The organism is Pseudomonas corrugata, from assembly GCF_001269905.1.
GTDB lineage: Bacteria > Pseudomonadota > Gammaproteobacteria > Pseudomonadales > Pseudomonadaceae > Aquipseudomonas > Aquipseudomonas corrugata.
The window spans coordinates 131,891-157,045 of sequence record NZ_LHVK01000031.1 but is presented as its reverse complement, the minus strand read 5'-3'; the positions used below and the strand labels follow the sequence as shown (position 1 = coordinate 157,045).

The following is a 25,155-nucleotide window of genomic DNA, read 5'->3' as shown; positions in this document are numbered from 1 at the left end:
CTGCCTCCGGTGGCGCCCGGTTGCGCTCAGGCGGGTTCTTGATTCACGTATTTGGCCCGGTCCGGCGTGAAGGTCACGATCATCTTCGTGCTGGTGCAGGTCAGCGTGCGTTCCTGGGACAAGTCGATGTCCAGGTCTTCACCGCGCAAACCTTGCCATTGGGCGAGGTATTTGAGGCAGCCGAATTTTTCGTTTTTCTTCAAGCTGCGGTTGACCCCGCCTTTCCAACCCAGCACCGGTAACTCACCGGCCAGGCAACGCTGCGCCAGCTCCGGGAACTTCGCTGCCCGGTCGCGGCCGATTTCCCAGCATTTGATCAGGCCCTTGTCCTGACCTTCCCAGAGGTCTTTCCGGGTCAGCCCGGTACGGAGCGGGGTGTCGATGGTGCGTTTCACGTAGGTCATGCCTAATCCTTGAGTCGGGTTTTTGTCGGGCAGCTCCGCTGCACCCGTTAAAGCATCGATCTTAGGAGGGGTTTGGGGGACTGGCAACTTGAAAGGGGGTGTGGCGATGAATGGGGTGAATGCCCCTGCATCTGCGGCCCTACAAAAAATCCTGTGAACAGGAAGTTTCTGACAAGTCGCGGCGGTTGTCGGTTAGGACGCGGTGGAGATAGGCTCTGCCGGTCGCTGCAAAATCAGCGACCGGGCTTGGTCGTCCGGGTTTAGAATGGCGCACAATGCCGCGCAAGCGGCTGTCTGCTTTATGGCTGGCTGTGCGTGGGAGGGCTTCGGGCCCTGCCGGGTTTCCATTCCCTGGTCGACCAACCTGCGTACAGTACGCCACCCTCTGCTTGGTCGCGGAAATGGCGAGCTCCACATTTGAATGGAGTTTCACAGTGGTCAAAATTACCCCCAATCCGCCCAAGGCCGAAAACCTCTCTGCCTACACAAACCTTGATTCAAGAAAACTTCGTGAGGCCGCCGATCGTGCGCTGAGCGTGTATCTCTCTCCAACAACCGAAGCTAAACCCGACACCCACGACGGCCAGGTCTTTTCGGTGGTTCCGGGCATCAATACCGAGTCGGTGTTGACCAGCCTCAGCGAAACCCTGGCGTCGGCCAATGCGATGGCCAGTGACCTGGCGTTCGAGCTGGAAGGCTCCCGGCGACATGTTGCGTTGGGGATCCAGCAGTTGATTGAGTTGGGTACGTTGCTGGCCAATCGTGCGCTGGATGACATTGAGCCTGTGGCCTGACATGTCGCTTTTGTGGCGAGGGGAGATGTTCACTCGAGCGTGGCGTCAGCCAGGCTCACGGCTGCCAGTTGTTCTTCTCCCCACTCAACTTGCGATCCAGGAAACTCGCCGCGCTGATCAACGCCAGATGGCTCAGGGCCTGTGGGGTGTTGCCCAGGTGATAACCGTGGCCGTCGAACTCTTCGGCATATAGCCCTACGGGGTTGGCGTAGCGCAGCAGTTGTTCGAATTCCAGTTGGGCTTTTTCCACACGACCGGCTCGGGCCAGGCATTCGACGTACCAGAACGAGCAGGCGACGAACGAACCCTCGGTGCCGCTGAGGCCATCGATGGGGTCATCGTCGTTGCGGTAGCGGTAGACCATGCCGTCGCGCACCAGATGCTTTTCGATGGCCTCGAGGGTGGACAGCCAGCGCGGGTCCTGGGCGCTGACAAAACGCACCAGCGGCATCAACAGCATCGAGCCATCAAGGGCAGTGCTGCCCAGGCGCTGGACGAAATGCTGGTGCTCATCGTTCCAGAAGCGGGTCCAGATGTCTTTGTAGATGGCCTGGCGAGTCTCGTCCCAGCGGCTGAACGGTGCGGGCAGGGAGCGTTTGCCTGCGAGGCGGATGGCACGGTCGACGGCCACCCAACACATGAGGCGCGAATGCAGGAAATCCTGTTTATCGCCGCGCATTTCCCAGATCCCTACGTCCTTGTCCTGCCAGATTTCGCACACCTGGTCGATCACGTCGACGGTGTGTTTCCAGCCTTCGTGGGAAATGGCTTCGCCATACTTGTTGACCAGGTATACCGCGTCCATCAACTCGCCGAAGATGTCCAGCTGCACTTGCTCATGAGCCTGATTGCCGATGCGCACCGGCCGCGCGTTGCCGAAGCCGCTCAGGTGCGGCAGCTCGGTTTCCGGCAACTCTTGTCTGCCGTCGAGGCCATACAGGATGTTGAGTTTGACCGGTTGCCCGTGGCAGTCACTGACTCGACCGCGCATCCAGCGCATGTAGGCATTGGCCTCTTCGACGAAGCCCAGGCGCATGAACGCGTAGACGGTAAACGAGGCGTCGCGGATCCAGGTGTAGCGGTAATCCCAGTTGCGCTCGCCGCCTCGTGTTTCCGGTAGGCCGAAGGTGGCGGCTGCGAGGATAGTGCCGTGTTTGCGCGATGTCAGCAGTTTCAGTGCGAGGGCGGAACGGTTGACTGTTTCCCGCCAGCGGCCCCGGTAATTGGACTGGCCGATCCAGCCGCGCCAGAACGCCAGGGTCCGCTCCAGGCATATCGCACTGACATTATCCTGAAGCCGAGGGTCGTCGATGCCCCCCAACAGGAACTCGGCGCTCTGGCCTTCCAGCAGGGTGAATTCAGCTACCGCCGCGTTGCCGTCCAAGGTCATGGCCTGGTCCGAGCGCAGGCGCAGGCTCGGTTGCCCCTGTGCCTTGAAGCATACGTGGGCCCCCTCCAGGTGCGCGGTGGTGGTGGCTCGGGCGTAGTCATGGCGCACTGCGCAGCGCATGCGAAACGTTGCGTGGCCGACCGCCATGTGCACCTTGCGCATCAGCACCGGCAGGTCGTCCGCGGTGTCACCGATGGGCAACAGGTCAGTGATTTCCACCACCACGCCATCGCTCAGCCAGCGGGTTTGCAGCACGTTGGTGTCGGGCAGGTAGATCTGCTGGCGCCGGGCACCCGGCAAGTCGGGCGCGATCTGGAAAATGCCCGCTTGCGGCGTGTCCAGCAGTGAACAGAAGATCGACGGGCTGTCGAATTCCGGCCAGCAGAAAAAGTCGACGCTGCCCCGGTCGTTGATCAGCGCGGCACTGCGCATGTCTCCGATGATGCCGTGGTTCTCAATGGGGCTCTGTGGTTCGTCATGGTCAGCCATTGTCGCGAAACCCCGGATAAAGGCTCATCCCTCCATCGATGAACAGCGTGGTGCCTACCACATAATCGGACAGGTCCGACGCCAGCCAGACCACTGCGTTGGCAACATCCTCCACGTCGCCAATGCGACCGTAAGGAATCAGCTCCAGCAGCTTTTGTCCCTGTTCGCCCTCGGTGACCTCTCGGTTGATGGCGGTACGGATGGCGCCAGGGGCGATGCTATTGATGCGGATGCGCTGGTGACTGGTTTCCTGGGCCAGGCTTTGCATCAATAAGTCTATACCGCCCTTGGACGCTGCGTAGTTGACGTGACCGGCCCAGGGAATGCGTTGGTGTACCGAACTTATGTGAATGATTTTTCCGGCGGCGCGGGAAACGCCCCGGCGAATGCCCTGGCGGTTGAAAACCCGCAGCGCGGCGCGAGCGCAGAGGAACTGGCCGGTGAGGTTGACGCCGATCACGGTGTTCCAGTCTTCCAGGCTCATGTCCACGGCTGCGGCGTCTTTTTGCAGGCCGGAGTTGGCGACCAGGATGTCCAGCGTGCCGAAGGCATCCACGGTCCGGGCGAACAGCCGCTCGACCTCCCGCTCCTGGGACACATCGGCACCAAGAGTGATAGCACGGCCGCCGTTGTCGTTGATCTTGCGGGCCAGCGCTTCGGCCGGAGCAGCGTTGGTGTGGTAATTGAGCACTACGGCGGCACCGGCGGCGGCCAGCGCCCTGGCCGAGCCCGCGCCAATGCCGGAGCTGGCGCCGGTGACAAGGGCAACTTGCTGCGCGAGGGAGATCTGCATGGGCTTGGCACCTTGTACTGAGGGCTTTACCTGCTGACTGGCGTGGGGCATGCAGAGTTCACTTGGAGGGGGCGATCTTCATGTTCCCCGCACTCAACCCCCCGGCGCTGCTTCCTGGCGCGTCGCAACCATGAACACCCGTGGAAACGGCAGCAGCACCGTACCATCGTCCAGCACCGGGTAGGCCTGCTCGACAGCGTGGAGGTACTGGTCCAGGTATTGCGCACGCTGCCCCTCGTCCAGTGGATCGAGAAATGGCCGCAAGCCGCTGCCCTTGAACCACTCCACCACACCTGCGGCACCGCCGGCCAATGGATGATGGTAGGTGGTGCGCCACACATCGACGCGACTGCAATGCGGCTTCAGGATCGAATAGTACGTGCTGGCGCCGGCCACTTCCGTGCGGGTATCGGCTGCCCCGGCCAATAGGTGGGCCCACGGTCCGCTGGCGGCGATGTCTCGCATCAACCGGTGGGAGGGCTGATGGAGCGTGTCGGGCATCTGGATCGCCAAGGTGCCGCCCGGCGCGAGTTTTTTCACCAGTGACGGCAACAGGGTGGCGTGGTCAGGCAGCCATTGCAGCACGGCGTTGGCGAAGATCACGTCGAATGGCCCGGGCTCGTTCCATTGGCCGATGTCGGCGATGTCGAACGCCACGGCCGGCAGGCGCTGGCGAGCGGCGTCGACCATGTCGCCGGAACTGTCCAGACCGCGCACCGTTGCACCGCTGAAATGCTCCACCAGCAGTTCCGTGGAGTTGCCGGGGCCACAACCCAGGTCGATCACCGAGCGCGCTTGCACTGGGGGAATGGCGGCCAGCAGATCCCGGGCCGGCCGGGTGCGTTCCTGTTCAAACGTGACGTATTGTCGGGCGGACCAGCTCATGGCGTTCTCCTTGGTCGGATCGAAGGTCGCGGATCGAATCGGGTCGCCGCAGTATAAAGGCGTCGGGGGGATGGGGCGCGCACCTGTTAGTTCTTACAGCAGACAGGCCGGTTGACCCGGAATACATTGCCCAATGACATGAGGGGCAACCACCAGGGAGTCATCGGATGGAAACCAGCAAAGGTATCCTGATTACATTGACCGAGAAAACCGGCCAGATCTACCGTGCGGTAGAGATTGATTTCGTGACCCGTATGGCGGGCTTCGTCGATGACGACCCGGACAACGAATTCCACGACTCGATCATTTCGTCCTACAGCGTACGCGTCTCCAGGACGGAGCCAGAGGGGCCGTTCAACGAGGTTTCGGTGCATGGCGATATCGATGGTGACAACGATGTGGACGCCGATGACAGGCAGGCGTTGATTGACCTCGCCATCGCAGCGAGCAAAGTTCCGGCGCCGATCTGACCTGGAAGCCGGTCACCCTGAGCCGATATGAAAGCAATGCTGTTCCGGGTCGATTTCGCCAGGTGAAAAACCTGATTCAGATGATGCTGCTTTTACGCACGGGCCTGGTGGCGCTGTTGCTGGGCTCATTGAGTGTGGCGCCACAGGTTGGCGCAGTTCCCGAATCGCTGCACGTACTCGGGCGCTCCCATGCGGATGACTATTCAGTGTCCCTGGGGGAGGCTGACCGGGTCTGGTTGCGGCGCAAGGGCAGGTTGCTGGTAGGCGCCTCGGCACCGGATTACTCACCGTTCAGCATCACCGGTAATGGTGACGATTACGAAGGCCTGACCGCCGACTATGTCCAATTACTCGGGCAGTTGCTGCAGGTAGAGGTGCAGGTGCGGCGGTACTCGTCCCGTACCGAATCGCTCCAGGCGTTGCGCAGCGGTGAGATCGACCTGCTCGGTACCGCCAACGGCTTCGAGGCCGCTGACCCGGACCTGATCATGTCCCAGGCTTATGCCGATGACCTGCCCACCTTTGTGGCGCGCATCGATGACAGCCAGGACTTGCCCCAGGACCTGGCGGGCAAACGGTTGGCGATGCTGTACCACTATTTGCCGCCGGCCAAGGTCGAGGCGTTCTATCCCGATGCCACCTTGCAGTTGTATCCCTCGACCTTGAGTGCCATTGGCGCGGTGGCGTTCGGTCAGGCCGATGTCTACCTGGGGGATTCGATCAGCGCCAACTACCTGATCAGCAAGAACTACCTGAACAACATTCAGTTGGCGGATTTTTCCCGCATGGAAGTACAGCCGTTCGCTTTCGCGATCAAGCGTGACAATCCGCGCTTGTTGCGCATTGTTGATGCCGCCCTGCAAGCGATCCCCACCTCTGAGCGCATGAGCATCCTGCGGCGCTGGAGTGCCGGTGGCGCCAGTATGCCGGGGCAACAGGCGCTGCATTTCAGTGTCAATGAACAGCGCTGGCTGGATGCGCATCCGCGGATAACGGTGGCCTTCAACGAACATTTCCCGCCGCTGACGTTCATCGATGACCAGGAGCATATTCGCGGCATCAGCGCCGATGTGCTGGCCAGGATCAGCTTGCGTACCGGTCTGAAATTCAATTTCCTGCGTGGCAGTTCACTTGACGGTCTGATCGAGCAGGTCAGGAGCGGGCAGGCCGATGTCCTGGCGGCGGCCCCGGTGACCCCTGAGCTCGAGGACGCATTGCGCTTTACCCGACCGTACTTGAGCCCTCCATTCGTGCTAGTGACGCCGCGCAAAGCCAAGGCCCCGCTGACCCTGGACCGGATGGGCGACAAGCGACTGGCACTGACGCGGGGCAACGTGTTGCGTGAGTACCTGCTGGAGCAGTTCCCCCGTGTCCAGTTGGTTCCGGCACAAAATACCGCCGATGCCATGGCCATGGTCGCCGCTGGCACGGTGGACGGCATGGTCAATTCGCTGATCAGCGCCCGTTACCTGATTTCGCGTCAGTACCGCGACAGGTTGCAGATCACCAGCACCGTAGGCACCCTGCCGGCGCATGTTGCCCTGGCGACCCGGCGGGACTCGCTGGAGCTGCATTCGATCCTGGACAAGGCACTGCTGAGCATCTCCCCCGAGGAAATGGACGAGTTGACCAATCGCTGGCGCAGCGAAGTGGTGATCGACGACAGCTACTGGCTGCGTAACCGCACCACCATCCTCCAGGGGTTTGCCATCGCCGCGCTGTTGCTGTTGTTGACCCTGGGGTGGGTTGTTTATCTGCGGCGTTTGCTGGAGCAGTTGCGTGTTGCCAAGGAAGGTGCCGACGACGCCAATCGGGCCAAGACCACCTTTGTGGCGACCATGAGCCATGAAATCCGCACGCCGATGAATGCATTGATCGGCATGCTGGAACTGGCCCTGAAAAAAGCCGATCAGGGCGTCGTGGACCGGCTTGCCATTGAAGTCGCTTCTGACGCGGCCCAAGGTTTGCTGGGATTGATCGGAGACATCCTGGACATCGCCCGTATCGAGTCCGGGCGACTGTCCCTGGCGCCGGAGCGGGCCAACCTGGCGCAGTTGGTCGCGTCGGTGGCCCGGATGTTCGAAGGCCTGGCCCGGCAGAAACACCTGGGTCTGCAACTGGATCTGGATGTGGCGATCGACAAGGACGTCTTGATCGATCCCTTGCGCTTCAAGCAGATCCTGTCGAACCTGCTGAGCAACGCGATCAAATTCACCGACCAGGGCCAGGTACGCCTGAGTGTGCAAGCCGCCCCGGGCCATGACGACAGGCGCCTTGGCATTTGCCTGCGGGTTGAAGACACCGGCAGCGGGATTTCCCTGGAGGACCAGCAACGTCTGTTCAGCCCCTTTAGCCAAGCCGGCAATCATCGCCAGTCCGCCCGCAGCGGTTCCGGGCTGGGGCTGATGATCAGCCGCACCCTGTGTGAAATGATGGGCGGCACCCTGGCGTTGAGCAGCGTGCCAGGGACGGGCACGCAGATCGAGATCCTGCTGCGCCTGCCCGTGCTCGACTCCCAGGTGCAAGCACCAGCGGCCGAGGTCGAGGCACCGGTGCCGGCCCAGGCCCTGGACATCCTGGTGATCGATGACCATCCGGCCAATCGCCTGCTGTTGTCCCGACAACTGAGCTACCTGGGGCACCGGGTCCAGGAGGCCGGGGACGGTGTGCAGGGATTGCAGGCCTGGCGCGCGGCACATTTCGATGCGGTGATCACCGACTGCAACATGCCATTGATGAGCGGCTATGAACTGGCTCGTACCATTCGCGACGAAGAGCGGGCCCAAGGGCTGTCGCGGGGGGTGATCCTTGGATTCACGGCCAATGCCCAGCCCGAGGAAAAGGATCGCTGCATCGACGCCGGAATGGACGACTGCTTGTTCAAGCCTATCGGCCTCAAGGAGCTGCAGGCACGCCTGGGGTCGCTCAGCGCGCCGCCTGACGAGGGGAGCGCCGTTGCGTCGACCGACAATTTCGACCTGACCAGCCTCGAACAACTGACGGGGGGCGACACCGTCTCGATCAAAAAGCTGCTGGAGGAGTTGGTCAACACCAATGCCGGCGACAAGGTGCGACTCATCGACATGTTCACCCGACAGGATGTATCCGGACTCGCGGACCTGGCGCACCGGATCAAGGGCGGTGCGCGGATCATCCAGGCGCAAGGCCTGGTCGCTGCCTGTGAGGCGCTGGAAAACGCCTGTCGAAGCGCCGACGGCGTGTCGCTTGCCAACGCGGTGGGTGACCTGCGCCAGGCCATGGATTTGCTCACCGAACAATTAGAGATCCATGTGACGAGGGAGCTTGCTTCCCCTGACCACCCACGCGAATGACTTCCTACAACCGAGTGTCGAGGAGGGCTTTTTCCGACTGTTTTTAGGACTCGTCCTACAGCGCCCCTCAAAAGCTTCCTCTAGCCTGAGGCCCCTTAACGTTTACGAGCCGGTTCACACCCGTCGCGTTGTCACTGGGATGCCTGTCATGCCGAATAAAGCACTACGTATCATGATTGCCGATACCGACCATTCTCATCGAATGCAGCTTGAGTACCTGTTCAATCAACAGGGCTATTTCCGGATTGCGCCTGTGAGCAGTGCACAGGAGCTGATGACATTGATGGCGTTCGGTATCGAGCCGTTCGACCTGCTGGTCGTCGATGCCTGCCTGGCGGAGGGCGAGTTGGACCTGCCGGGTTTCTTTCTCGGTAACCCGCAGGTGCGCCATGGAATGATCTACAACACGCAACAGGTCGGCCTCTTGTCGATCCCTGTCACGCGCAGGGCAAGCGTGCAGCTGCATCCCGCGCAACTGCCGGATCTCGCCGCACTGGCGCGCCTGATGGCACGGATCGATCCGGCGGACTGTGAGGCGGCCCGTCCCTGGGGAAGGCCCCTCAGGCACAGCCACGGCCGCTGACACTGACCATTGGTCGGCACTGTCAGACCTGACAGGTGGCCGGGCCTGTCGCTTGTGCAAGAGTCCGCTGCAGCGTGGTATCGGCGTTGTTTGTATTTATCTGGGGAGTTGCCTTGAAAGATGTGTTGATCGTGGATGACCACCCTGTCATACGGGGGGCATTGCGGCTGATTTGCCAGAACGAGGGGTTTACCCAGATCCGGGACGCCAATGGCGTGCTCGATGCCAGGGCTGTGATCAAGGAGCGTACGCCGGAGCTGGTGATCCTGGACCTGGTGATGAATGGCTTCGATGGTCTGGACCTGCTGGTCTGGATCATGGCCCAGTACCCCGAGTGCGGTGTACTGGTGTTCACCTCCCAGGATGCGCAACACTTCTGCAACCGCTGCATCTCGGCTGGGGCCAGGGGCTTCGTGACCAAGAAAAGTGATCTGAAGGAACTGACCAAGGCTATTCATGCCTTGAAGTCCGGTTATTCCTACTTTCCGCAGATGCCCGTCAGGCTGGACTTCCAGCAACGCACGGAACAGCAGGCCCTGGAAAGCCTTTCCACCCGTGAGTTATCCATTCTGCGAATGCTGTCCATGGGCATGCGTGGCAAGGATGTCGCCGAATCCCTGTACCTGAGCCCGAAGACCGTCAGCACCTACAAGACCCGGCTACTGGAGAAGCTTGGCCTGAAGACCCTGGTGGGCTTGTCGGATTTCGCCAAGCGCAATCACCTCTGAGCCCCGTAAGCATGGGGGTTATGTAGGCACTGTTCAGATGAGCCGTTCTGGGGGCCGAGCTCAGCTCCCACACAAGCTCGGCTCCCACAAAAGCAATGACACTGCGCTACGCCATATCACTCTGGCTGAATTCCTCGGCCAGAAAATCGATCAATGTCCGCACCGACGGCAACAACCCGCGGCGTGACGCGAAGATCGCGTGGACAATCCCGCAATTCGGCGCCCAGCCCGGTACCAACTCCACCAGTTGCCCAGCCGCCAAGTCATCGCGGACCAGCACGTGGGGCAGGTGGACAATGCCGATTCCTGACAGTGCCGCTTGGCGCAGGACCAGCAAATCGTCGGTGACCATGCGTGGCGCGTGGCGGATCAGTGCGCTGGCGCCGTCCGGACCCGACAACTCCCATTGATACTCCCGTTGCGCCGCTCCCCAGTGCAGGCTGGGCAAGCCGTTGAGGTCGGCCAGGGAAGCGGGGGAGGACAAGCGCTCACGATAAATCGGGCTGCCCACCAGGCATTGGGTACTCTTGCCCAGCACTTTCATCACCATATCGGTGTCTTCCAGCGGCGGGAAACGCACCCGCAACGCGATATCGAATCCTTCGTGAATCAGGTCGACCCGGCGGTTGGTGCTCTCGATGAACAACTCCACGCATGGGTAACGGATCATGTAGCGGGTCAGCATCGGCCCGACCCAACTGTTGAGCAACGCCGTCGGACAACTGATGCGCACCAGCCCCTGGGGTTCGGAGCGGTTGCGCTCGATCACTTCGGCCGCGCTCTCGGCCTCGACCCGCATCGCCAGGCAGCGCTGGTAGTAGGCTTGGCCGATCTCGGTCAACGAACAATGCCGGCTGGTGCGATGGATCAACCGCACGCCCAGGCGCTCTTCCAACTGTGCAATGCGTCGGCTGAGCTTGGACTTGGGCACGTCCAGCACCCGACCGGCAGCGGCGAAACCACCGTGTTCGACCACCTGGGTGAAATAGTAGAGCGTGTTCAGGTCTTCGATGATCGTTCTCCAGATAGAACGCTAAGGCCGATTTTTGCAGTCTAGTGCATCAAAGGTCCCAGTTTTAAGCTGTATCCATCGAATCGCAACACCTGATTGGGAGAAGCAGCATGAAAAAGATCATTGGCCTGTACACCAGCCCGCGACCCCATTGGGTCGGTGACGGCTTCCCGGTACGCACGTTGTTTTCCTACGACAACCTGGGCAAACACATCAGTCCGTTTCTGCTGCTGGATCATGCGGCCCCAAGCGAATTCACCCCCACCGATCAGCGTCGCGGTGTCGGCCAGCATCCGCATCGGGGTTTTGAAACCGTGACCATCGTTTACCAGGGCGAGCTGGAACACCGGGACTCCACCGGCAGCGGCGGCAAGATCGGCCCGGGCGACGTGCAATGGATGACCGCCGCTTCCGGCATCATCCATGAAGAGTTCCATTCCGAAGCCTTCGCCCGCCAGGGTGGGTTCATGGAAATGGTCCAACTGTGGGTCAACTTGCCCGCCAAGGACAAGATGGCCCCGGCCGGCTACCAGACGCTGCTCAAGAATGACATTCCGAACATTGAACTGAAGGACGACGCTGGCAGGCTGCGCCTGATCGCCGGGACCTTCGAGGGTCAACAAGGCCCGGCGAAGACCTTCACGCCCATTGATGTCTGGGATATCCGCTTGAACGCCGGCAAGAGCCTGACCCTCGACCTGCACGAAGGCCGCAACACGGCACTGGTGGTGCTGCATGGCACGGTCCAGGCCAACGGTCGCGAGCGGATCGAGGCGGGGCAACTGGCCCTGTTCGACCGGGCCGGCGACCAGTTGACCTTGCACGCCAATAACGACGCGGTGGTGCTGTTGCTCAGCGGCGAGCCCATCGACGAACCCATCGTCGGCCATGGCCCGTTCGTGATGAACAGCGAGCAGGAAATCCACCAGGCCTTCAATGACTTCCATTCCGGGCATTTCGGCCGGATGGACAACTGATAGCCAGCCATACCGGTCCATGTGGGAGCGAGCCTGCTCGCGATAGCGGTCTGCCAGTCGCTGATGCGTTGACGGACCAACCGACATCGCGAGCAGGCTCGCTCCCACAAGGGGTGTGGTGATTCCACGGCGTGTTCATCTGTGCCAATCTGCTCGCCAATGGCCTTCCTGGAGCTGTCCCCCATGCTGTCTCTGATCACCGATCACCCGCTGCTCTGCGCCCTGGTGCTGCTTGTGCTCGACATGCTGTTGTGGCGACTGGTCAATATGGAGCGGACCTATTGGAAAATCGGCGGGCGGCTGGTGATTTTTTCGTTGTTCAGCATGTTGCTGTTCAATGAAGGCCTCAACCCCATGGAGCCGGCGCAGTGGGTCGACGATGTGCCGCGGCACCTGGCGGCCACCGGTTTGCAGATCGCCTGGTGGCTGTTCGCCGCACGTACCCTGACGGTGCTTATCGGCGCCGTGATGATGCAACGGGTCGGCCATACCGGACGGTTGTTGCAGGATCTGCTCGGTGCGGTGATCTTCCTGATCGCCGTGATTGCCGCGTTGGCTTATGTCCTGGATCTGCCGGTCAAGGGTGTGCTGGCGACGTCCGGTGCGATGGCTATCATCGTCGGCCTGGCCTTGCAAAGCACCCTCAGCGATGTGTTCTCCGGCATCGTGCTCAACACCACCAAGCCTTATCAGCTCGATGACTGGATCTCCATCGACGGCACCGAGGGCCGGGTCACTGACATCGACTGGCGCGCCACGCGGTTGCAGACTGCCCAGGGCAGCATGGCGGTGATTCCCAACTCGCTGGCGGCAAAGGCCAAGGTCATCAACTTCAGCCGGCCCAGCGATGTGCACGGTTTGTCCATCAGCGTCCAGGTCAGTCCCCACGCCCGGCCTCAGAAGGTGATCGATGCGCTGGAGCGCGCCATGATCGGTTGTCGCGCGTTGCTCGCCGTGCCGGCCCCTTGCGTAACGTTGAAAAGCTCCACCAGCATCGGGGCGGAATACGAGATCAGCGGTTTTGTAGCCACGAGAGCCCAGAAGCGCGAGGTGCGCAATCAACTGTTCGACCTGGCATTCCGGCACCTGCGGGCGTCGGGGATCAGTCTCCTGTCCAACAGTGAAAGCGCCTCGTCCAACGTTTCGTCACGACCTCGTGCGTTGCTGGACAGCTCAAGCATTTTCTCGACGTTGCGCCAGGAAGAAAAAGACACCTTCAGCCAGAACATGACCCTGCAGACATTTCGTGCCGGGGACATGATTCTGCCAGCCGGCGAGGTCAGCGATCATCTGTTCATCATTGAGTCCGGCGTAGTCAGCGTGACCATGGTGCGCAACGGCCAAGTGTTCGAAGGCGGGCGCATGGGGCCGGGAGAAGTGATTGGCGAAGCGGGCATCATTTCCGATCTGGCCGCACTGGCAAATTTTTCGGCAAAGACGTTCTGCACCCTTTATCGCATCGAGAAGGACTACCTCAAACCCTGTCTCGACGCCCGTCACGACATCAACGATGCCATGAAGAACCTGTTGGATGTGCGGATGAACCTCGCCCAGAACCTGATCCGCGAAGCCCCCAAGCCCGTGGCCAAGAAGCGCTTCTTGCAATGGCTGCGCAACCGGGCCTGAACAACTTGCCCATTGGTCACTCGAACTTCCCAATAATTGGCTATTTGTACCGCGCCAGCCTGGGGCTAACGTAGCGCCACACCCCATTGTTCTGGAGCACACCATGCAACCGCGTATCGATTTCTACACCGCTTCCCCCGACGCCTTCAAAGCCATGCTGGCCCTGGAAAACGCTGTCATGAAACTGGGCCTGGAGAAGTCCCTGCTCGAACTGGTCAAGCTGCGCTCCTCGCAAATCAACGGCTGTGCCTTCTGCATCGACATGCACACCGCCGATGCCCGCAAGGACGGCGAGACGGAGCGTCGCCTGTACGCCGTGACCGCCTGGCGCGAAGCACCGTTCTTCACCCCTCGCGAGCGCGCCGCGCTGGCCTGGACCGAAGCCCTGACCCGCCTGAGCGACACTCATGCGCCGGACGCTGACTATGAACTGTTGAACGAGCATTTCAGCCCCAAGGAAATGGTCGACCTGACCGTGGCAATCAACGCCATCAACGGTTGGAACCGCCTGGCGGTGGGCTTTCGCAAGATGCCCGAAGCGTGAAGCATCCATAGACGCTCGAAATAGCCTGTGGGAGTCTGCTTGCTCGCGAAAGTGAAGTCTCTGTCACAAAGATGTTGAATGTGCAGCCGTCTTCGCGGGCAAGCCCGGCTCCCACAGGGGCAAGTGGCGTATGCAAATGCCGCGTATATTCCGAATCCAAAGTGGGAGCGTGCCTGCTTGCGAAGGCGCTGCATCAGTCGACTTCGATAGCGGTTGATACAACGCCTTCCGGGGGGCGGGCAGCCACGAGCCTATCTGCACCAGACAGCGCGCGACGTTGCAGTGGATGGCCATCGGCGCGGAGGTCGACGGGGCGCCACGAAGGCTTCGGTGCCATTCAGACTTTCAGGATCTTCCCACTGGCCGCCACCCCCACCAGCGACAGCGCCAGCACTCCGAAGGCCACGCTCAGGCTGCTGCCATGGGCAATAAACCCGATCAGCGCCGGGCCCGCCAGGATGCCGGCGTAGCCGATGGTGGTGATGGCCGGTACGGCGATCGCTTCGGGCATCAAGGTCTGTTTGCCGACGGCGGTGTACAACACCGGCACGATGTTCGAACAGCCAGCCCCCACCAACGCGTAACCCAACAGCGCCGCCTGCCACATCGGCGCCAGGGTGGCCAGCAGGAAGCCGACTGCGGCCGTGGTGCCGCCACAGATGATCACCCGTCGGGCGCCCAGGCGGTGCACCACCGCATCGCCAGTCAGGCGGCCGACGGTCATGGTCAGCGCGAACGCGGCATAACCCAGTCCGGCGTAGGCGGTCTCGACCCCCCGTTCGGTGGCCAGGAACACCGCGCTCCAGTCCAGCACCGCGCCTTCGGCCAGGAACACGATGAAACACAGGATGCCGATAAACAACACTACACCGTGGGGAACGGCGAACGCCGGGCCCGAGCTTTCACTGCCGTAAGGCAGCAAGTGCGGCGCGGCCTTGAACAGCGCCACCAATAGCAGCCCATTGACCACCAGCGTCGCGCCCAGCGGCGACAGCCCGAGGCCGAGCAGGGCGCTTACCCCGGCCGCGCCGATGATCCCGCCGAGGCTGAACATACCGTGGAAGCCCGACATCATGGTCTTGCCACTGGCCCGTTCGACGATCACCGCTTGCAGGTTCACGGTCGAGTCCACTGTGCCAAGCCCGGCGCCGAACAGGAACAACGCGGTCACCAACCAGGAAAACGTGCTCATTGTCGCCAGCAAAGGCAGCGCCAGGCAGATCAGGATCGTGCCACCGCTCAGCACCCGCCGACAGCCGAACCGCGCTGCCAATGCACCGGAAATCGGCATCGCCAGGATCGAGCCCACTCCCAGGCACAACAACAGCAGGCCGAGGGTGCCTTCATCCAGGTTCGCCCGCGCCTTGGCGTAAGGTACCAGTGGCGCCCAGGCGGCGATGCCGACGCCGGCGATGAGATAGGCGATGCGAGTGGACATCTGTTCCAGGCGTCCGGGGACGAAGGTGGGTGGGGGCGTGATGGCAGTCATGAATCGTCCTTGGTTTTGCGATGCTGTGATGCGGGGGGGAACCCTATGCTGGCATATCCACTGACCTCACGGCGACCTCAAGGTGCCGACCGAGGGCGCTGCATCGCGAGCAAGCTTTGCTCCCACGGGCCAGGGCAGCATACAGTGGCGGTCCTGGCTGGTTGAATGCGGATCCGATTCATGACGCAGTTCTACGATGCACGCGGCAATATCTATGGTGTCGTTTCACCGCAGCAGGTCCGTGCCCAAGGTGTGGATCTGCCGCCATCGGCGGCCCTGGCGGCACAGGTCCGTGAATCCTGGGCCGCGGCTGCGGTGCATAGGTTCTGCGCATGGGCGCCCGGTGAGCGGCCGCCGGGCGCCAAGGCGCATCGCAGCGACGGCCTGCTGATCGGACCGTTCCAGGACGAACCGCCCTTCGACGTGTTGATCGTCAACACCGACGGTACCCTGGCCGAGCGCAGCGGCAACGGCCTGACCATTTTCTCCCATGCCCTGCAGGCGCAAGGCTTGATGCCGGGAGAGGACGATTGTGTGTTGCAGGTTCATCACGACAAGCACGAAGGCTCTTCGCCGCTGCAAACGTCGGTTCGGGCCGCTGAGTTCGAGGGCTCGCAAGGCTTCTGGCTGAACCTGGGGCAACCGCTGTTCGGGTCACAGGCTGTCGCTGCCCAAACGACGGAAAGCGTGCGCTTCAATCAGCGCGAAGTCAGTCGGGTGGCGGTGCTCCAGGCGTTGAACCCGGCATGGGGCAACAGCCAGTTCGTAAGTATGGGCAATCCCCATTGCGTGACCTTGGTGGACAGCGCCGAAGCGCTGCCGAGCAATGCACAGATGCGCGCCCCGGCACTTTCCCAAAGCTTGACCCGTATCGCCTATGCCACGCCCGGTGGCGCCGGGATTCCATGCCCGGCGGGGGTGAACCTGCAATGGGCCTGGCTCGAGGCCGAAGGACGAATCGCCGCCCGCGTGTTTGAGCGGGGCGAAGGACCGACCGCTTCTTCCGGCACCAGCGCCAGTGCGGTGGCCAGCGCCGCGTGGCGGGTGGGTTGGGTGAAAGCAGGGCCGGTGAGAGTGGTGATGCCGGGGGGGACTGCGCCAATCCTGCTGACAGAGGTGGGCGGGGAGTTGGTGCAGGTCAGTCTGTTTGGGACGGCGCGGCTCCTTTAGCGCGCGGTGGTGCGGCTGATGACGCTATCGCGAGCAGGCTCGCTCCCACATTGGATCTTCGCAAGCATACATCTTGTGTCCGCCGTAGCCTCCCTGTGGGAGCGAGCCTGCTCGCGATAGCGTCGGGCCAGCCACCTCACGGTCAACGGACAGACCGCTATCGTCGGATCGCTCAGCCCAACTGCGGCCCAAACTCCACCACCGGCATCTGTCGCTTCATCAGCACTTCACCATTGCGAATCGAGTAGAGCGGCAGCCCCTGGCTGCGGATCACTTCGTAGTCGCTGTCGGCCGACAGGATCAGCAGGTTCGCCGGGCGTCCTGGTTCCAGGCCGTAGCGTTCGCCAAGAGCCATGGCCTTGGCGCTGTTGTCGGTGACCAGGTCGAGGGCGCTTTGCAGGTTGCGATAGCCGAGCATGTGGCAGATGTGCAGGCCGGCTTCGAGTACCCGCAGGATGTTGCCGTTACCCAGGGGATACCACGGGTCGACGATGGAGTCCTGGCCGAAACACACGTTCATCCCGGCTTCCAGCAGTTCGTTGACCCGGGTGACGCCGCGGCGTTTGGGGAAGGTATCGAAGCGTCCTTGCAGGTGGATGCTTTCGGTGGGGCAGGAGACGAAGCTGATCCCCGAGTGCCCGAGCAGGCGAAACAGCTTGGCGCAATAGGCATTGTCGTAGGAACCCATGGCCGTGGTATGGCTGGCGGTGACCCGGGCGCCCATGTCGCGGCTGCGGGCTTCTTCGGCCAGCACTTCGAGGAAGCGCGAATGGGGATCGTCGGTTTCGTCGCAATGCACGTCCACCAGACAGCCGGTGCGCTCGGCCAGGTCCATCAGGTATTTCACCGAGCTGACACCCTGGTCGCGGGTGTATTCGAAGTGCGGAATGCCGCCCACCACGTCTGCACCCAGGCGGATCGCTTCTTCCATCAGTTCGCGGCCGTTGCGGTAGGACTCGATGCCCTCCTGGGGAAACGCGACGATCTGCAGGTCGATCAGATGACGACTTTGCTCGCGCACTTCCAGCATCGCCTTGAGGGCGGTAAGTTCGGGGTCGGTGACGTCGACGTGGGTGCGCACATGCTGGATACCATGGGCAGCGAGGGCTTGGATGGTTTTCGTCGCGCGTGTCCGGGTGTCTTCCTCGGTGATGGTGGCCTTGCGTTCGCCCCAGCATTCGATGCCTTCGAACAACGTGCCACTCATGTTCCAGCGCGGCTCGCCGGCAGTGAGGGTGGCGTCCAGGTGAATGTGCGGCTCGACGAAGGGCGGCACCACCAGATTGCCGCCTGCATCGAGGTCCTGCGGTCCGAGGCTGGGGGCCTCGGTCTGGCGCGCGATGCTGGCGATCAGGCCGTTTTCCAGGTGCAGTTCATACAAACCTTCGCGGTTGCGCAGGCGGGCGTTGATGATGTGCATCGGGCGAATCCTTTTTATAGGTCTTGGAGTGGCGCTTCGGTGGTCCGGGTACCCATGACGCCGATCAATAGCACATACGTTAGCGCGCCAGTGGCGATTCCTACCAGCGGTGCCACCCAGGGCGAATTGAACGCCGCGACGGTGCCGAGCCCATAAGCCAGCAACCCCGGCCAGTTGAAGGCTGGCAGCCGCGCATCGGCCAGGCGTGGATAGCGCCCGCGCCAGCGGAAGAAGAAATCGGCCATGATCACACCGCCAATGGGCGGGATTACTGTCCCCAACAGGATCAGATACGGCACCAGCATGTCGTACATGCCCAGCAGCGCCAGCAGGGTACCGATCACGGCGCCACCCAGGGTGACGGTCTTGCGCCGACGGGTGCGTAGCAGATTGCAACCGGCCACGGCGAAGTTATAGATGGTGTTGTCCTGGGTGCTCCAGATGTTGAGCAGCAGCATCGCCATCGCCGCCATGGCGAAGCCCTGCAACAGCAGTACTTCGACCACATCCGGCTGCTGGTAGACGATGGCACCGTAAGCGCCGATCAACACCATCAGGCCGTTGCCGACGAAGAAACCAATCAGGCTTGCCAGCACTGCGACTTTCGCCGAACGGGAAAACCGGGTCCAGTTGGTCGCCTGGGTGGCGCCGCTGACGAAGGTGCCGAACACCAGCGTGATAGCGGTGGACTCATCAAGGCTGCCCGTGGGCACCACCGCCAGCAAGCCCTCCAGGCCCCCGACTTTTACCGTCGCGACCCACATCGACAGCATCAGCAGCAACATCATGGCCGGCACGGCGATGTACGAGAGAATCTCTAACCCGCGATAACCGATGTATGCCGTGGCGCAGAACCCCAGCCCGAACAGCACCATCAGCGCCAGCACGGTGCCTTCGCCCAAGCCGAAGTATTTACCCAGCACCACCGCGGCAGTCGCCGTGCCCCAGGCGTACCAGCCGATCTGGGTGAAGCCCAGGATCAGGTCGCTGAGCTTGCTGCCGACCTCGCCAAAACAGAAACGGCCCATCAGCACTGAATTGAGCCCGCTCTTGAACGCGATGTAGCCCAGCCCAGCGGCATAGAGCCCCAGCAGCAGGTTACCGATCACGATCACGGTGAGCATTTCGGTAAAGCCGAATGCCACTCCCAGCTTGCCGCCGGCAAACATCGTGGCGGTGAAAAAGGTGAAACCCAGCAGCACCATGGCTGTGGAAGCCAGGCCCTTGCGGGCATGCATCGGGACTTCGCTCAACGGGTAGTCGTTGCCTGGATCGTTCTGAGTCATGTGGCGGTCCTTGCGCAGGAGGGAAAATGTCGCAAGCGTGCAGCGGTCGTGCCAAGCGAATGATCGCGAGGTTATTTATAGACAATCCGGGGAAATGGGGGCGGGCGGGGAATGAAAGTGGTGCAACGATGATTCAAGTTGGAACACGGTTCGCATTCCCCTGCATATCCTTTGTGGGAGCGAGCAAGCCCGCTCCCACAGGAGCAGTGCGCGTCAGGTCGGGCGGGGCAGTGGCAGGAATCGTAATACAGCCGCCACAATGGCTTCCGGGGCGTCTTCCTGGACCAGATGCCCGGCGTTCGCCACCGGGTGGAATTGCGCGCCTGGAATCAGCGCGTGCAGCGCCCGGCCGCGCTCGATGGGGATCCATTGGTCATCCTCCCCCCACAGTATCTGTGTCGGGCAGCGCACGCTCGAATACAGGTTCTCTGCTTCGCGGGTGTAACGCTCGTCCATTTGCGCAATCTGCCGATAAAACGCGGCCTGGCCCGTCTCACCGAGCCACGGCTGCAGGTAGGGCGCCAATTCTGCGTCCGGGATGTCCCGCTTGATCGCGCCCCGGATATACGTCGGCACAATAGCGCGCTGAATGTAATCGGGCAGCCCACTGAAGGCTGCTTCGTGCTGTCGCACATGCTGGACGAAGGGTGAGCCCCAGGGGGATAGCGCCACCGGATCGATCAGCGTCAGGCTGCGGTAGTCTTTGCCATTGAGCAGGTGCGTGCGCAGGGCGGTGGCGCCGCCAAAGTCGTGGGCCACCACATCAGGGCAGTCCAGGCCCCAATGCTCCAGCAGTTGCGCGAGCAGGTGGTTCTGGATGCCGAGGGAGACATCGGCATCGGGCTGCGCAGATTGGCCATAACCCAACAGGTCAAAATAATGCACCCGATGGGTGGCGCTGAAGAGCGGGGCGATTCGATGCCACACGTAGGACGAAAAGGGCGTGCCATGGACGAATACCAATGGCGGCCCGTCACCGTGGATGGCGTAGCGAATGGCGTGTCCGTTGAAGGTGTATGCCTGATCCAGCGGCCAGTCGGTCATGGTCGATGCTCCACTGAAGGGGGGGCAGGGGATAGAGCATAGGCCAGTTCAGTTTTCCTGGGGAAAACACATCTGTGGCGAGGGGATTTATCCCCGCTGGCGTGCGCAGCGCGCCCCAAAGATACGAAGCGAATCAACCTGACGCACTGATGTTGGATTTTGGGGCCGCTTCGCGGCCCAGCGGGGATAAATCCCCTCGCCACAGATAAATCCCCTCGCCGCAAAAGCTCTTTTCAAGATTGGGACTGCGGGTTACTCGCCGCGATAGATGCAACCGCTGGTGCAGGTCTCATGGATGCGGATGGCGCTGAGTTCCGGCAGCAACGGCTTGAGTTCGTTCCAGATCCACTTGGCGAGGACTTCGCTGGTGGGGTTTTCCAGGCCAGGAATATCGTTGAGGTAGTTGTGGTCCAGGCGCTCGTAGAGCGGCTTGAAGATCGCCTTGATTTCCGAGAAGTCACGAATCCAGCCAGTGTGCGAGTCGATCTCGCCGCTCAGGTGAATCGCCACCTTGAACGAGTGACCGTGCAGGCGGCCGCATTTGTGGCCGTCCGGTACGTGGGGCAGGCGATGGGCGGATTCGAAGGTGAACTCTTTGAAAATTTCCAAGGTAAAGGCTCTTTAAGGTAGCGGTCGCGAAGCAGGCGGCGCAGTTTATCAGTTTGGCTCTGGCGTTGCGCGCTCATGCTGACTAAAGGGTCAGCAAACGCTCGCCCAGACCACCGCTGGCCGCCAATTCAAGGAATTCGTCGCCCAGGCGGCGGCTCTCGTCCATCGCCGTCTGCCAATAGGTGCGGCGGCTCGCGTCATCGCCCATGAAACGCTTGAAGTCGTTCCGGTCTGGCAGCTTGCCGTAGGGCAGGCGAGCCAGGTACTCACGGGATGGCGCCACCAACAGGACATCCTGCAGGCGCCCAATGTTACCCCGGCGCCACGGCAGGCTTTTGTCGAACCAGCCGGGAATGACCCGGTCGGTGAAATGGGGATACAGCACGATGTCTTCGCCGCTGTAGGGCAGGTCGAGGTGATAGTCCAGCAAGCCGCCGTCGCGGTAGGTACCGGCACCGGCTCCCGGCAGGTCGCGCACCCCCTCCATCACCATCGGGATCGAGCCCGAGGCCAGTAGTGCCTGACGCAGATTGCCGGCCTGCAGTGGGACGAAACGTGACGGAAAATCGTTCAAGGGATGCAGCGGCGGTGCCAGGCGTGGATCGTGGATGATCAGTCGTTCGAAATGCCGCGACAGCCGCGCCCGGCTTCGCAGGTTGTCGGCAATCACCGACGACAGGCCCAGGCCCAACCGCCCGCGATGATCCTGCGCGAGCAAACCGTGGCTTTTGACTACCATGATGTTGAGCCGGTAGTAGGGGTTGGCGAGGATCGTCGCGTCGCGGCCTTCGAGCAGGTCGTCGAGCATGCGCTGCGAACTCTGGCTGACCCCGGCCATGGTCACGCCTTTGGCGAAACTTTGCCCGTTGTACAAAGTGCCCAGGCGTCGGATGCCTTCGGCGGCATCCGGCAGGCAGGCGCTGGCGAAGCGCCAGGAGCCCACCGAGGCCCCGATCAACGAACGCTCCCTTGGTGCAGCGGGCAGCCATTCGCCAAACAGTGCCAGGTCCAGCCCCTGGATGCCCAGGGCCTTGGGGCCACCGGCGGCGCCCGGCAGGATGCCGACGTCGGCCGCCTTGAGACCGGCTTCGCGGATCCGCGCCAGGGCACGGGGACCAGCCTTGAGGGTGAGGGCGGGAAACTTGATGTGGATGGCGGTCATACCAGTCTCTTGGCTTGGGCAGGCAACGGATTATAGCGACACAAATCCCTGTGGGAGCGAGCCTGCTCGCGATGACGGTGGGTCAGTCACTTTATTGTCATCTGATACGCCGCCATCGCGAGCAGGCTCGCTCCACAGGGCGCGGCCGTTGATCTGTGTCCCATGATGGCAATTCAGTTTCAGTTAAGTTCATCCGGCTACAGTCGCTCCGTGACGATTATAAAAAGGAGATAACCCTTGAACCGCCTGACTGCCTTTTTCATCGCAACGCTCATGGCCCTGGGCGCCGGCTTTGCTCAAGCACGGGACCTCGGCCCGGACGAGTCCCGAAAGCTGCAAGACGCTGGTACCATTCAATCCTTTGAAAAACTCAACGCCGCCGCCTTGGCCAAGCATCCTGGCGCCACCGTGACCGATACCGAGCTGGAGGAAAAATACGGCAAGTTCATCTATCAGGTGGAACTGCGCGACACCCAGGGCGTTGAATGGGATATGGAACTGGACGCCGTTACCGGCAAGGTGCTCAAGAATCATCAGGATACTTAATGAAGCTTAATCTCTGCGCCCGCAGTCGATGGCCGCTGGTGCTGCTGGCGTTTTGTTCGGTGGTCATGGCGCGGGACCTGGACCAGGACGAGGCCCTGCAACTGCGCCAGCGGGGCGTGATACTGCCGCTGGAACAGCTGCTGCAACAGGCGCTGGATCTGCACCCCGGCGCCAAGTTGCTGGAGGCCGAGCTGGAGGAGAAACACGGCGTCTATATTTATGAGGTCGAGCTGCTGGACACCGACGGCGTAGTGCGCGAATTGGACCTTGAGGCCACATCCGGCCGGTTACTCAAAGATAAGGAAGACTGATGCGCCTGCTTCTGGTGGAAGATCACGTTCCCCTGGCCGATGAGTTGATGGCCGGACTGACACGGCAGGGCTATGCCGTCGATTGGCTCGCCGACGGTCGCGACGCGGTGTATCAGGGCAGCAGCGAACCCTATGACCTGATCATCCTCGACCTTGGCCTGCCAGGTGTGCCGGGGCTCGAGGTGCTGGCCCAATGGCGCGCTGGCCGCCTGAGTACTCCGGTGCTGATCCTTACCGCCCGCGGCTCTTGGGCTGAACGCATCGAGGGTCTCAAGGCTGGTGCCGACGATTACCTGACCAAACCCTTTCATCCCGAGGAACTGCACCTGCGGGTCCAGGCGCTGCTGCGCCGCTCCCATGGCCAGGCCAACCAGCCGACGCTCCAGGCCGCCGGGCTGCATCTGGATGAGGGGCGCCAATGCGTGGTTCGCGACGGCGCGGACATCCAACTGACTGCCGCTGAATTCCGCCTGCTGCGCTATTTCATGCTTCACCCCGAGCAGATCCTTTCCAAGAGCCATCTCGCCGAACATTTGTATGACGGTGAAACCGAGCGTGATTCCAATGTGCTGGAAGTCCACGTCAATCACCTGCGACGCAAGCTGGGACGCAGCGTGATCGAAACCCGTCGCGGCCAGGGTTACCTGTTCGGCGGGCAGGCCCGGTGAGATCCATCCAGCGACGTCTGAGCCTGGGACTGATCGGTGTGATGGTGGTGGTCGGCCTGGTCCTGGCGCAAACCAGTCTGTGGCTGTTCGAGCTGGGGTTGCAGCGCTACCTGGAAGCCGGGTTGCGCAACGACAGCGAGAGTCTGCTGGTGGCCCTGGTGCGCGGCCCCCAGGGGCTGCAACTGGATGAGCGGCGCTTGTCGCCGGCCTATCTGCGGCCGTTCTCCGGGCATTATTTCCGCATCGATTTCGCCGACGTGCACTGGCGTTCCCGTTCCCTGTGGGATCAGGAACTGCCCAGGCTCGACCATCCGGGTCTGCACGCCAACCTGCAACTGGGGCCTGAAGGCCAGAAGCTGCTGGTATTGCGCACCGACTACCGACGCCTGGGCCAGGCGATTTCCATCAGCGTGGCCCAGGACTACACGCCTGTGCGCGACAGTTTCCTGCGCATGCAGCAGATCGGCCTCGGCCTCGGTCTGGCCGGGTTGCTGCTGATTCTGTTGTTGCAACGGTTGACGGTGCGCCGAGCCTTGCGTCCGCTGGAAAAAGCCCGGGAACAGATCGCTCAGTTGCAGCGAGGACAGCGTTCGCAACTCGACGAACAGGTACCCCTTGAGCTGGAACCGCTGGTGGCGCAGATCAATCATCTGCTGGCCCACACTGAAGACAGCCTCAAGCGTTCGCGCAACGCCCTGGGCAATCTGGGCCACGCCCTGAAAACCCCGCTGGCGGTGTTGCAAAGCCTGGCCTCGAATGAAAAGCTCGAGCCGTATCCCGAATTGCGCAAGTTGCTGCTCGAACAACTGGAGCAGGTGCGCCAGCGCCTGAATCGTGAACTCAACCGCGCCCGACTGGCCGGCGATGCCTTGCCCGGTGCGCAGCTGGCTTGCGATGCGGAGCTGCCTGGGCTACTGGCGACGCTGAACATGATTCACGGCGAGCATCTGCATCTGAGTTATGTTGCCGCGCCAGGCCAGCACCTGCCCTGGGACCGGGAAGACCTGCTGGAACTGCTGGGTAACCTGCTGGATAACGCTTGCAAATGGGCGGATGCCGAAGTGCGCCTGACCGTGACCGAGACGGCCGAGGCATTCATCCTGGCAGTGGAAGACGATGGTCCGGGCATTCCCGAGGAGCGGCGCGACCAGGTCTTCAGCCGGGGCACGCGCCTGGACGAGCAGACCGACGGCCACGGCCTGGGGCTCGGTATCGTGCGGGACATCGTCGATACCTGGGGCGGGACCCTGGCCCTGCACGACAGCGAGTGGGGCGGGTTGAAAGTCCTGATCGAACTGCCACGGCGCTGACAAGATTTTCGCTCCCACAGGATGAATATTGAAAACACCCCGAAACCCGCCGCACGGCCCTTGCAGCTTGGCGCCGCTTGCTGCAAAGTCCCCGCCTTTTTTCCGGTGGCTTT

Annotated in this window: 24 protein-coding genes and 1 pseudogene; 14 read left to right on the top strand and 11 right to left on the bottom strand. The window is 62.0% G+C overall.

Translation table 11 applies throughout. The features are described 5' to 3' along the window. Positions 1-26 precede the first annotated feature (26 nt). A complete protein-coding gene (locus tag AD665_RS26490) occupies positions 27-404 on the bottom strand; it encodes a hypothetical protein (protein ID WP_024776606.1) in 378 nt (125 codons plus the stop codon). 434 nt (positions 405-838) lie between these two features. On the opposite strand from AD665_RS26490, the gene AD665_RS26485 reads away from it, so the two are divergent. Next, positions 839-1,198, top strand: coding sequence for a DUF6124 family protein (locus AD665_RS26485; RefSeq protein WP_053194385.1), 360 nt, complete (start codon positions 839-841; stop codon positions 1,196-1,198). 55 nt (positions 1,199-1,253) lie between these two features. Here AD665_RS26485 and AD665_RS26480 read toward each other — a convergent pair whose 3' ends face one another. The 3 genes from AD665_RS26480 to tam all read right to left on the bottom strand — a co-directional run bounded on the left by AD665_RS26480 (position 1,254) and on the right by tam (position 4,755). Next, positions 1,254-3,077 carry a glycoside hydrolase family 15 protein gene (locus tag AD665_RS26480; RefSeq protein WP_024776604.1) on the bottom strand — a complete coding sequence of 608 codons (1,824 nt, stop codon included), beginning with the start codon at positions 3,075-3,077 and terminating at the stop codon, positions 1,254-1,256. Beyond that, entirely contained in the window at positions 3,070-3,870 is an 801-nt protein-coding gene (locus AD665_RS26475; RefSeq protein WP_024776603.1) for an SDR family oxidoreductase, read from the bottom strand. Before AD665_RS26475 ends, AD665_RS26480 begins: the two co-directional genes overlap by 8 nt. Before the next feature lie 93 nt (positions 3,871-3,963). Next, entirely contained in the window at positions 3,964-4,755 is a 792-nt protein-coding gene (gene tam, locus AD665_RS26470; protein WP_024776602.1) for a trans-aconitate 2-methyltransferase, read from the bottom strand. A 167-nt stretch (positions 4,756-4,922) separates the two neighbouring features. Between tam and AD665_RS26465 the strand changes: the two genes are divergently transcribed. From AD665_RS26465 to AD665_RS26450, 4 genes are all read left to right on the top strand, one after another. Further along, positions 4,923-5,225, top strand: a complete 303-nt coding sequence (locus AD665_RS26465) for a hypothetical protein (protein ID WP_024776601.1) — start codon at positions 4,923-4,925, stop codon at positions 5,223-5,225. Between the two features lie 80 nt (positions 5,226-5,305). Then, a complete protein-coding gene (locus AD665_RS26460) occupies positions 5,306-8,557 on the top strand; it encodes a transporter substrate-binding domain-containing protein (protein ID WP_053194391.1) in 3,252 nt (1,083 codons plus the stop codon). A gap of 148 nt (positions 8,558-8,705) precedes the next feature. Next, positions 8,706-9,140, top strand: a complete 435-nt coding sequence (locus AD665_RS26455) for a response regulator (RefSeq protein WP_024776599.1) — start codon at positions 8,706-8,708, stop codon at positions 9,138-9,140. A gap of 113 nt (positions 9,141-9,253) precedes the next feature. Next, a complete protein-coding gene (locus tag AD665_RS26450; RefSeq protein WP_024776598.1) occupies positions 9,254-9,868 on the top strand; it encodes a response regulator transcription factor in 615 nt (204 codons plus the stop codon). Between the two features lie 106 nt (positions 9,869-9,974). Here AD665_RS26450 and AD665_RS26445 read toward each other — a convergent pair whose 3' ends face one another. Further along, positions 9,975-10,883, bottom strand: coding sequence for a LysR family transcriptional regulator (locus AD665_RS26445; protein ID WP_173668661.1), 909 nt, complete (start codon positions 10,881-10,883; stop codon positions 9,975-9,977). A gap of 107 nt (positions 10,884-10,990) precedes the next feature. On the opposite strand from AD665_RS26445, the gene AD665_RS26440 reads away from it, so the two are divergent. The 4 genes and pseudogenes from AD665_RS26440 to AD665_RS27975 all read left to right on the top strand — a co-directional run. Beyond that, positions 10,991-11,857 (top strand): pirin family protein, encoded by an 867-nt coding sequence (locus tag AD665_RS26440; RefSeq protein ID WP_024776596.1) that lies wholly within the window; start codon positions 10,991-10,993, stop codon positions 11,855-11,857. A gap of 183 nt (positions 11,858-12,040) precedes the next feature. Next, positions 12,041-13,483, top strand: coding sequence for a mechanosensitive ion channel family protein (locus tag AD665_RS26435; RefSeq protein ID WP_024776595.1), 1,443 nt, complete (start codon positions 12,041-12,043; stop codon positions 13,481-13,483). A gap of 103 nt (positions 13,484-13,586) precedes the next feature. Beyond that, positions 13,587-14,027 carry a carboxymuconolactone decarboxylase family protein gene (locus tag AD665_RS26430; protein ID WP_024776594.1) on the top strand — a complete coding sequence of 147 codons (441 nt, stop codon included), beginning with the start codon at positions 13,587-13,589 and terminating at the stop codon, positions 14,025-14,027. A gap of 240 nt (positions 14,028-14,267) precedes the next feature. Continuing rightward, positions 14,268-14,354 (top strand): annotated as a pseudogene (locus tag AD665_RS27975) (RNA polymerase subunit sigma-24); the annotation flags it as partial. A 10-nt stretch (positions 14,355-14,364) separates the two neighbouring features. Here the strand turns inward: AD665_RS27975 and AD665_RS26425 are convergent. Further along, a complete protein-coding gene (locus AD665_RS26425; RefSeq protein WP_024776593.1) occupies positions 14,365-15,516 on the bottom strand; it encodes an MFS transporter in 1,152 nt (383 codons plus the stop codon). A gap of 180 nt (positions 15,517-15,696) precedes the next feature. Here AD665_RS26425 and AD665_RS26420 point away from each other — a divergent pair, with 180 nt between their 5' ends. Further along, positions 15,697-16,686, top strand: coding sequence for a DeoR family transcriptional regulator (locus AD665_RS26420; protein WP_053194383.1), 990 nt, complete (start codon positions 15,697-15,699; stop codon positions 16,684-16,686). Between the two features lie 172 nt (positions 16,687-16,858). On the opposite strand, the gene codA is transcribed toward AD665_RS26420, so the two are convergent. The 5 genes from codA to AD665_RS26395 form a co-directional block, all read right to left on the bottom strand. Continuing rightward, on the bottom strand, positions 16,859-18,106 hold the full coding sequence (gene codA, locus AD665_RS26415; protein WP_024781135.1) for a cytosine deaminase: 1,248 nt from the start codon (positions 18,104-18,106) through the stop codon (positions 16,859-16,861). Between the two features lie 14 nt (positions 18,107-18,120). After that, positions 18,121-19,392: a cytosine permease gene (codB, locus tag AD665_RS26410; protein WP_024781136.1), complete on the bottom strand. Its 1,272-nt coding sequence runs from the start codon at positions 19,390-19,392 to the stop codon at positions 18,121-18,123. Positions 19,393-19,605: 213 nt separating this feature from the next. After that, positions 19,606-20,436, bottom strand: coding sequence for an alpha/beta fold hydrolase (locus AD665_RS26405; RefSeq protein ID WP_053194382.1), 831 nt, complete (start codon positions 20,434-20,436; stop codon positions 19,606-19,608). A 252-nt stretch (positions 20,437-20,688) separates the two neighbouring features. Continuing rightward, entirely contained in the window at positions 20,689-21,045 is a 357-nt protein-coding gene (queD, locus tag AD665_RS26400) for a 6-carboxytetrahydropterin synthase QueD (protein ID WP_024781138.1), read from the bottom strand. A gap of 82 nt (positions 21,046-21,127) precedes the next feature. Continuing rightward, on the bottom strand, positions 21,128-22,207 hold the full coding sequence (locus AD665_RS26395) for a hypothetical protein (RefSeq protein ID WP_053194381.1): 1,080 nt from the start codon (positions 22,205-22,207) through the stop codon (positions 21,128-21,130). 237 nt (positions 22,208-22,444) lie between these two features. Here AD665_RS26395 and AD665_RS26390 point away from each other — a divergent pair, with 237 nt between their 5' ends. The 4 genes from AD665_RS26390 to AD665_RS26375 are packed head-to-tail and all read left to right on the top strand — an operon-like array spanning position 22,445 to position 25,042. Continuing rightward, entirely contained in the window at positions 22,445-22,753 is a 309-nt protein-coding gene (locus tag AD665_RS26390) for a PepSY domain-containing protein (RefSeq protein ID WP_024781140.1), read from the top strand. After that, positions 22,753-23,064, top strand: a complete 312-nt coding sequence (locus tag AD665_RS26385; protein ID WP_024781141.1) for a PepSY domain-containing protein — start codon at positions 22,753-22,755, stop codon at positions 23,062-23,064. The genes AD665_RS26390 and AD665_RS26385 overlap by 1 nt, the downstream gene beginning before the upstream one ends. After that, entirely contained in the window at positions 23,064-23,732 is a 669-nt protein-coding gene (locus AD665_RS26380) for a response regulator transcription factor (RefSeq protein WP_024781142.1), read from the top strand. Before AD665_RS26385 ends, AD665_RS26380 begins: the two co-directional genes overlap by 1 nt. Next, positions 23,729-25,042 (top strand): sensor histidine kinase, encoded by a 1,314-nt coding sequence (locus AD665_RS26375; RefSeq protein WP_053194380.1) that lies wholly within the window; start codon positions 23,729-23,731, stop codon positions 25,040-25,042. The genes AD665_RS26380 and AD665_RS26375 overlap by 4 nt, the downstream gene beginning before the upstream one ends. Positions 25,043-25,155: the final 113 nt, after the last annotated feature.

Bases quoted from the DNA above. Each gene is read 5' to 3' on its own strand.
- AD665_RS26490 (WP_024776606.1), bottom strand. From the start codon at position 404: ATGACCTACGTGAAACGCACCATCGACACCCCGCTCCGTACCGGGCTG.
- AD665_RS26480 (WP_024776604.1), bottom strand. From the start codon at position 3,077: ATGGCTGACCATGACGAACCACAGAGCCCCATTGAGAACCACGGCATC.
- AD665_RS26475 (WP_024776603.1), bottom strand. From the start codon at position 3,870: ATGCAGATCTCCCTCGCGCAGCAAGTTGCCCTTGTCACCGGCGCCAGC.
- tam (WP_024776602.1), bottom strand. From the start codon at position 4,755: ATGAGCTGGTCCGCCCGACAATACGTCACGTTTGAACAGGAACGCACC.
- AD665_RS26465 (WP_024776601.1), top strand. From the start codon at position 4,923: ATGGAAACCAGCAAAGGTATCCTGATTACATTGACCGAGAAAACCGGC.
- AD665_RS26460 (WP_053194391.1), top strand. From the start codon at position 5,306: ATGATGCTGCTTTTACGCACGGGCCTGGTGGCGCTGTTGCTGGGCTCA.
- AD665_RS26455 (WP_024776599.1), top strand. From the start codon at position 8,706: ATGCCGAATAAAGCACTACGTATCATGATTGCCGATACCGACCATTCT.
- AD665_RS26440 (WP_024776596.1), top strand. From the start codon at position 10,991: ATGAAAAAGATCATTGGCCTGTACACCAGCCCGCGACCCCATTGGGTC.
- AD665_RS26435 (WP_024776595.1), top strand. From the start codon at position 12,041: ATGCTGTCTCTGATCACCGATCACCCGCTGCTCTGCGCCCTGGTGCTG.
- AD665_RS26430 (WP_024776594.1), top strand. From the start codon at position 13,587: ATGCAACCGCGTATCGATTTCTACACCGCTTCCCCCGACGCCTTCAAA.
- AD665_RS26425 (WP_024776593.1), bottom strand. From the start codon at position 15,516: ATGACTGCCATCACGCCCCCACCCACCTTCGTCCCCGGACGCCTGGAA.
- AD665_RS26420 (WP_053194383.1), top strand. From the start codon at position 15,697: ATGACGCAGTTCTACGATGCACGCGGCAATATCTATGGTGTCGTTTCA.
- codA (WP_024781135.1), bottom strand. From the start codon at position 18,106: ATGCACATCATCAACGCCCGCCTGCGCAACCGCGAAGGTTTGTATGAA.
- codB (WP_024781136.1), bottom strand. From the start codon at position 19,392: ATGACTCAGAACGATCCAGGCAACGACTACCCGTTGAGCGAAGTCCCG.
- AD665_RS26405 (WP_053194382.1), bottom strand. From the start codon at position 20,436: ATGACCGACTGGCCGCTGGATCAGGCATACACCTTCAACGGACACGCC.
- AD665_RS26395 (WP_053194381.1), bottom strand. From the start codon at position 22,207: ATGACCGCCATCCACATCAAGTTTCCCGCCCTCACCCTCAAGGCTGGT.
- AD665_RS26385 (WP_024781141.1), top strand. From the start codon at position 22,753: ATGAAGCTTAATCTCTGCGCCCGCAGTCGATGGCCGCTGGTGCTGCTG.
- AD665_RS26380 (WP_024781142.1), top strand. From the start codon at position 23,064: ATGCGCCTGCTTCTGGTGGAAGATCACGTTCCCCTGGCCGATGAGTTG.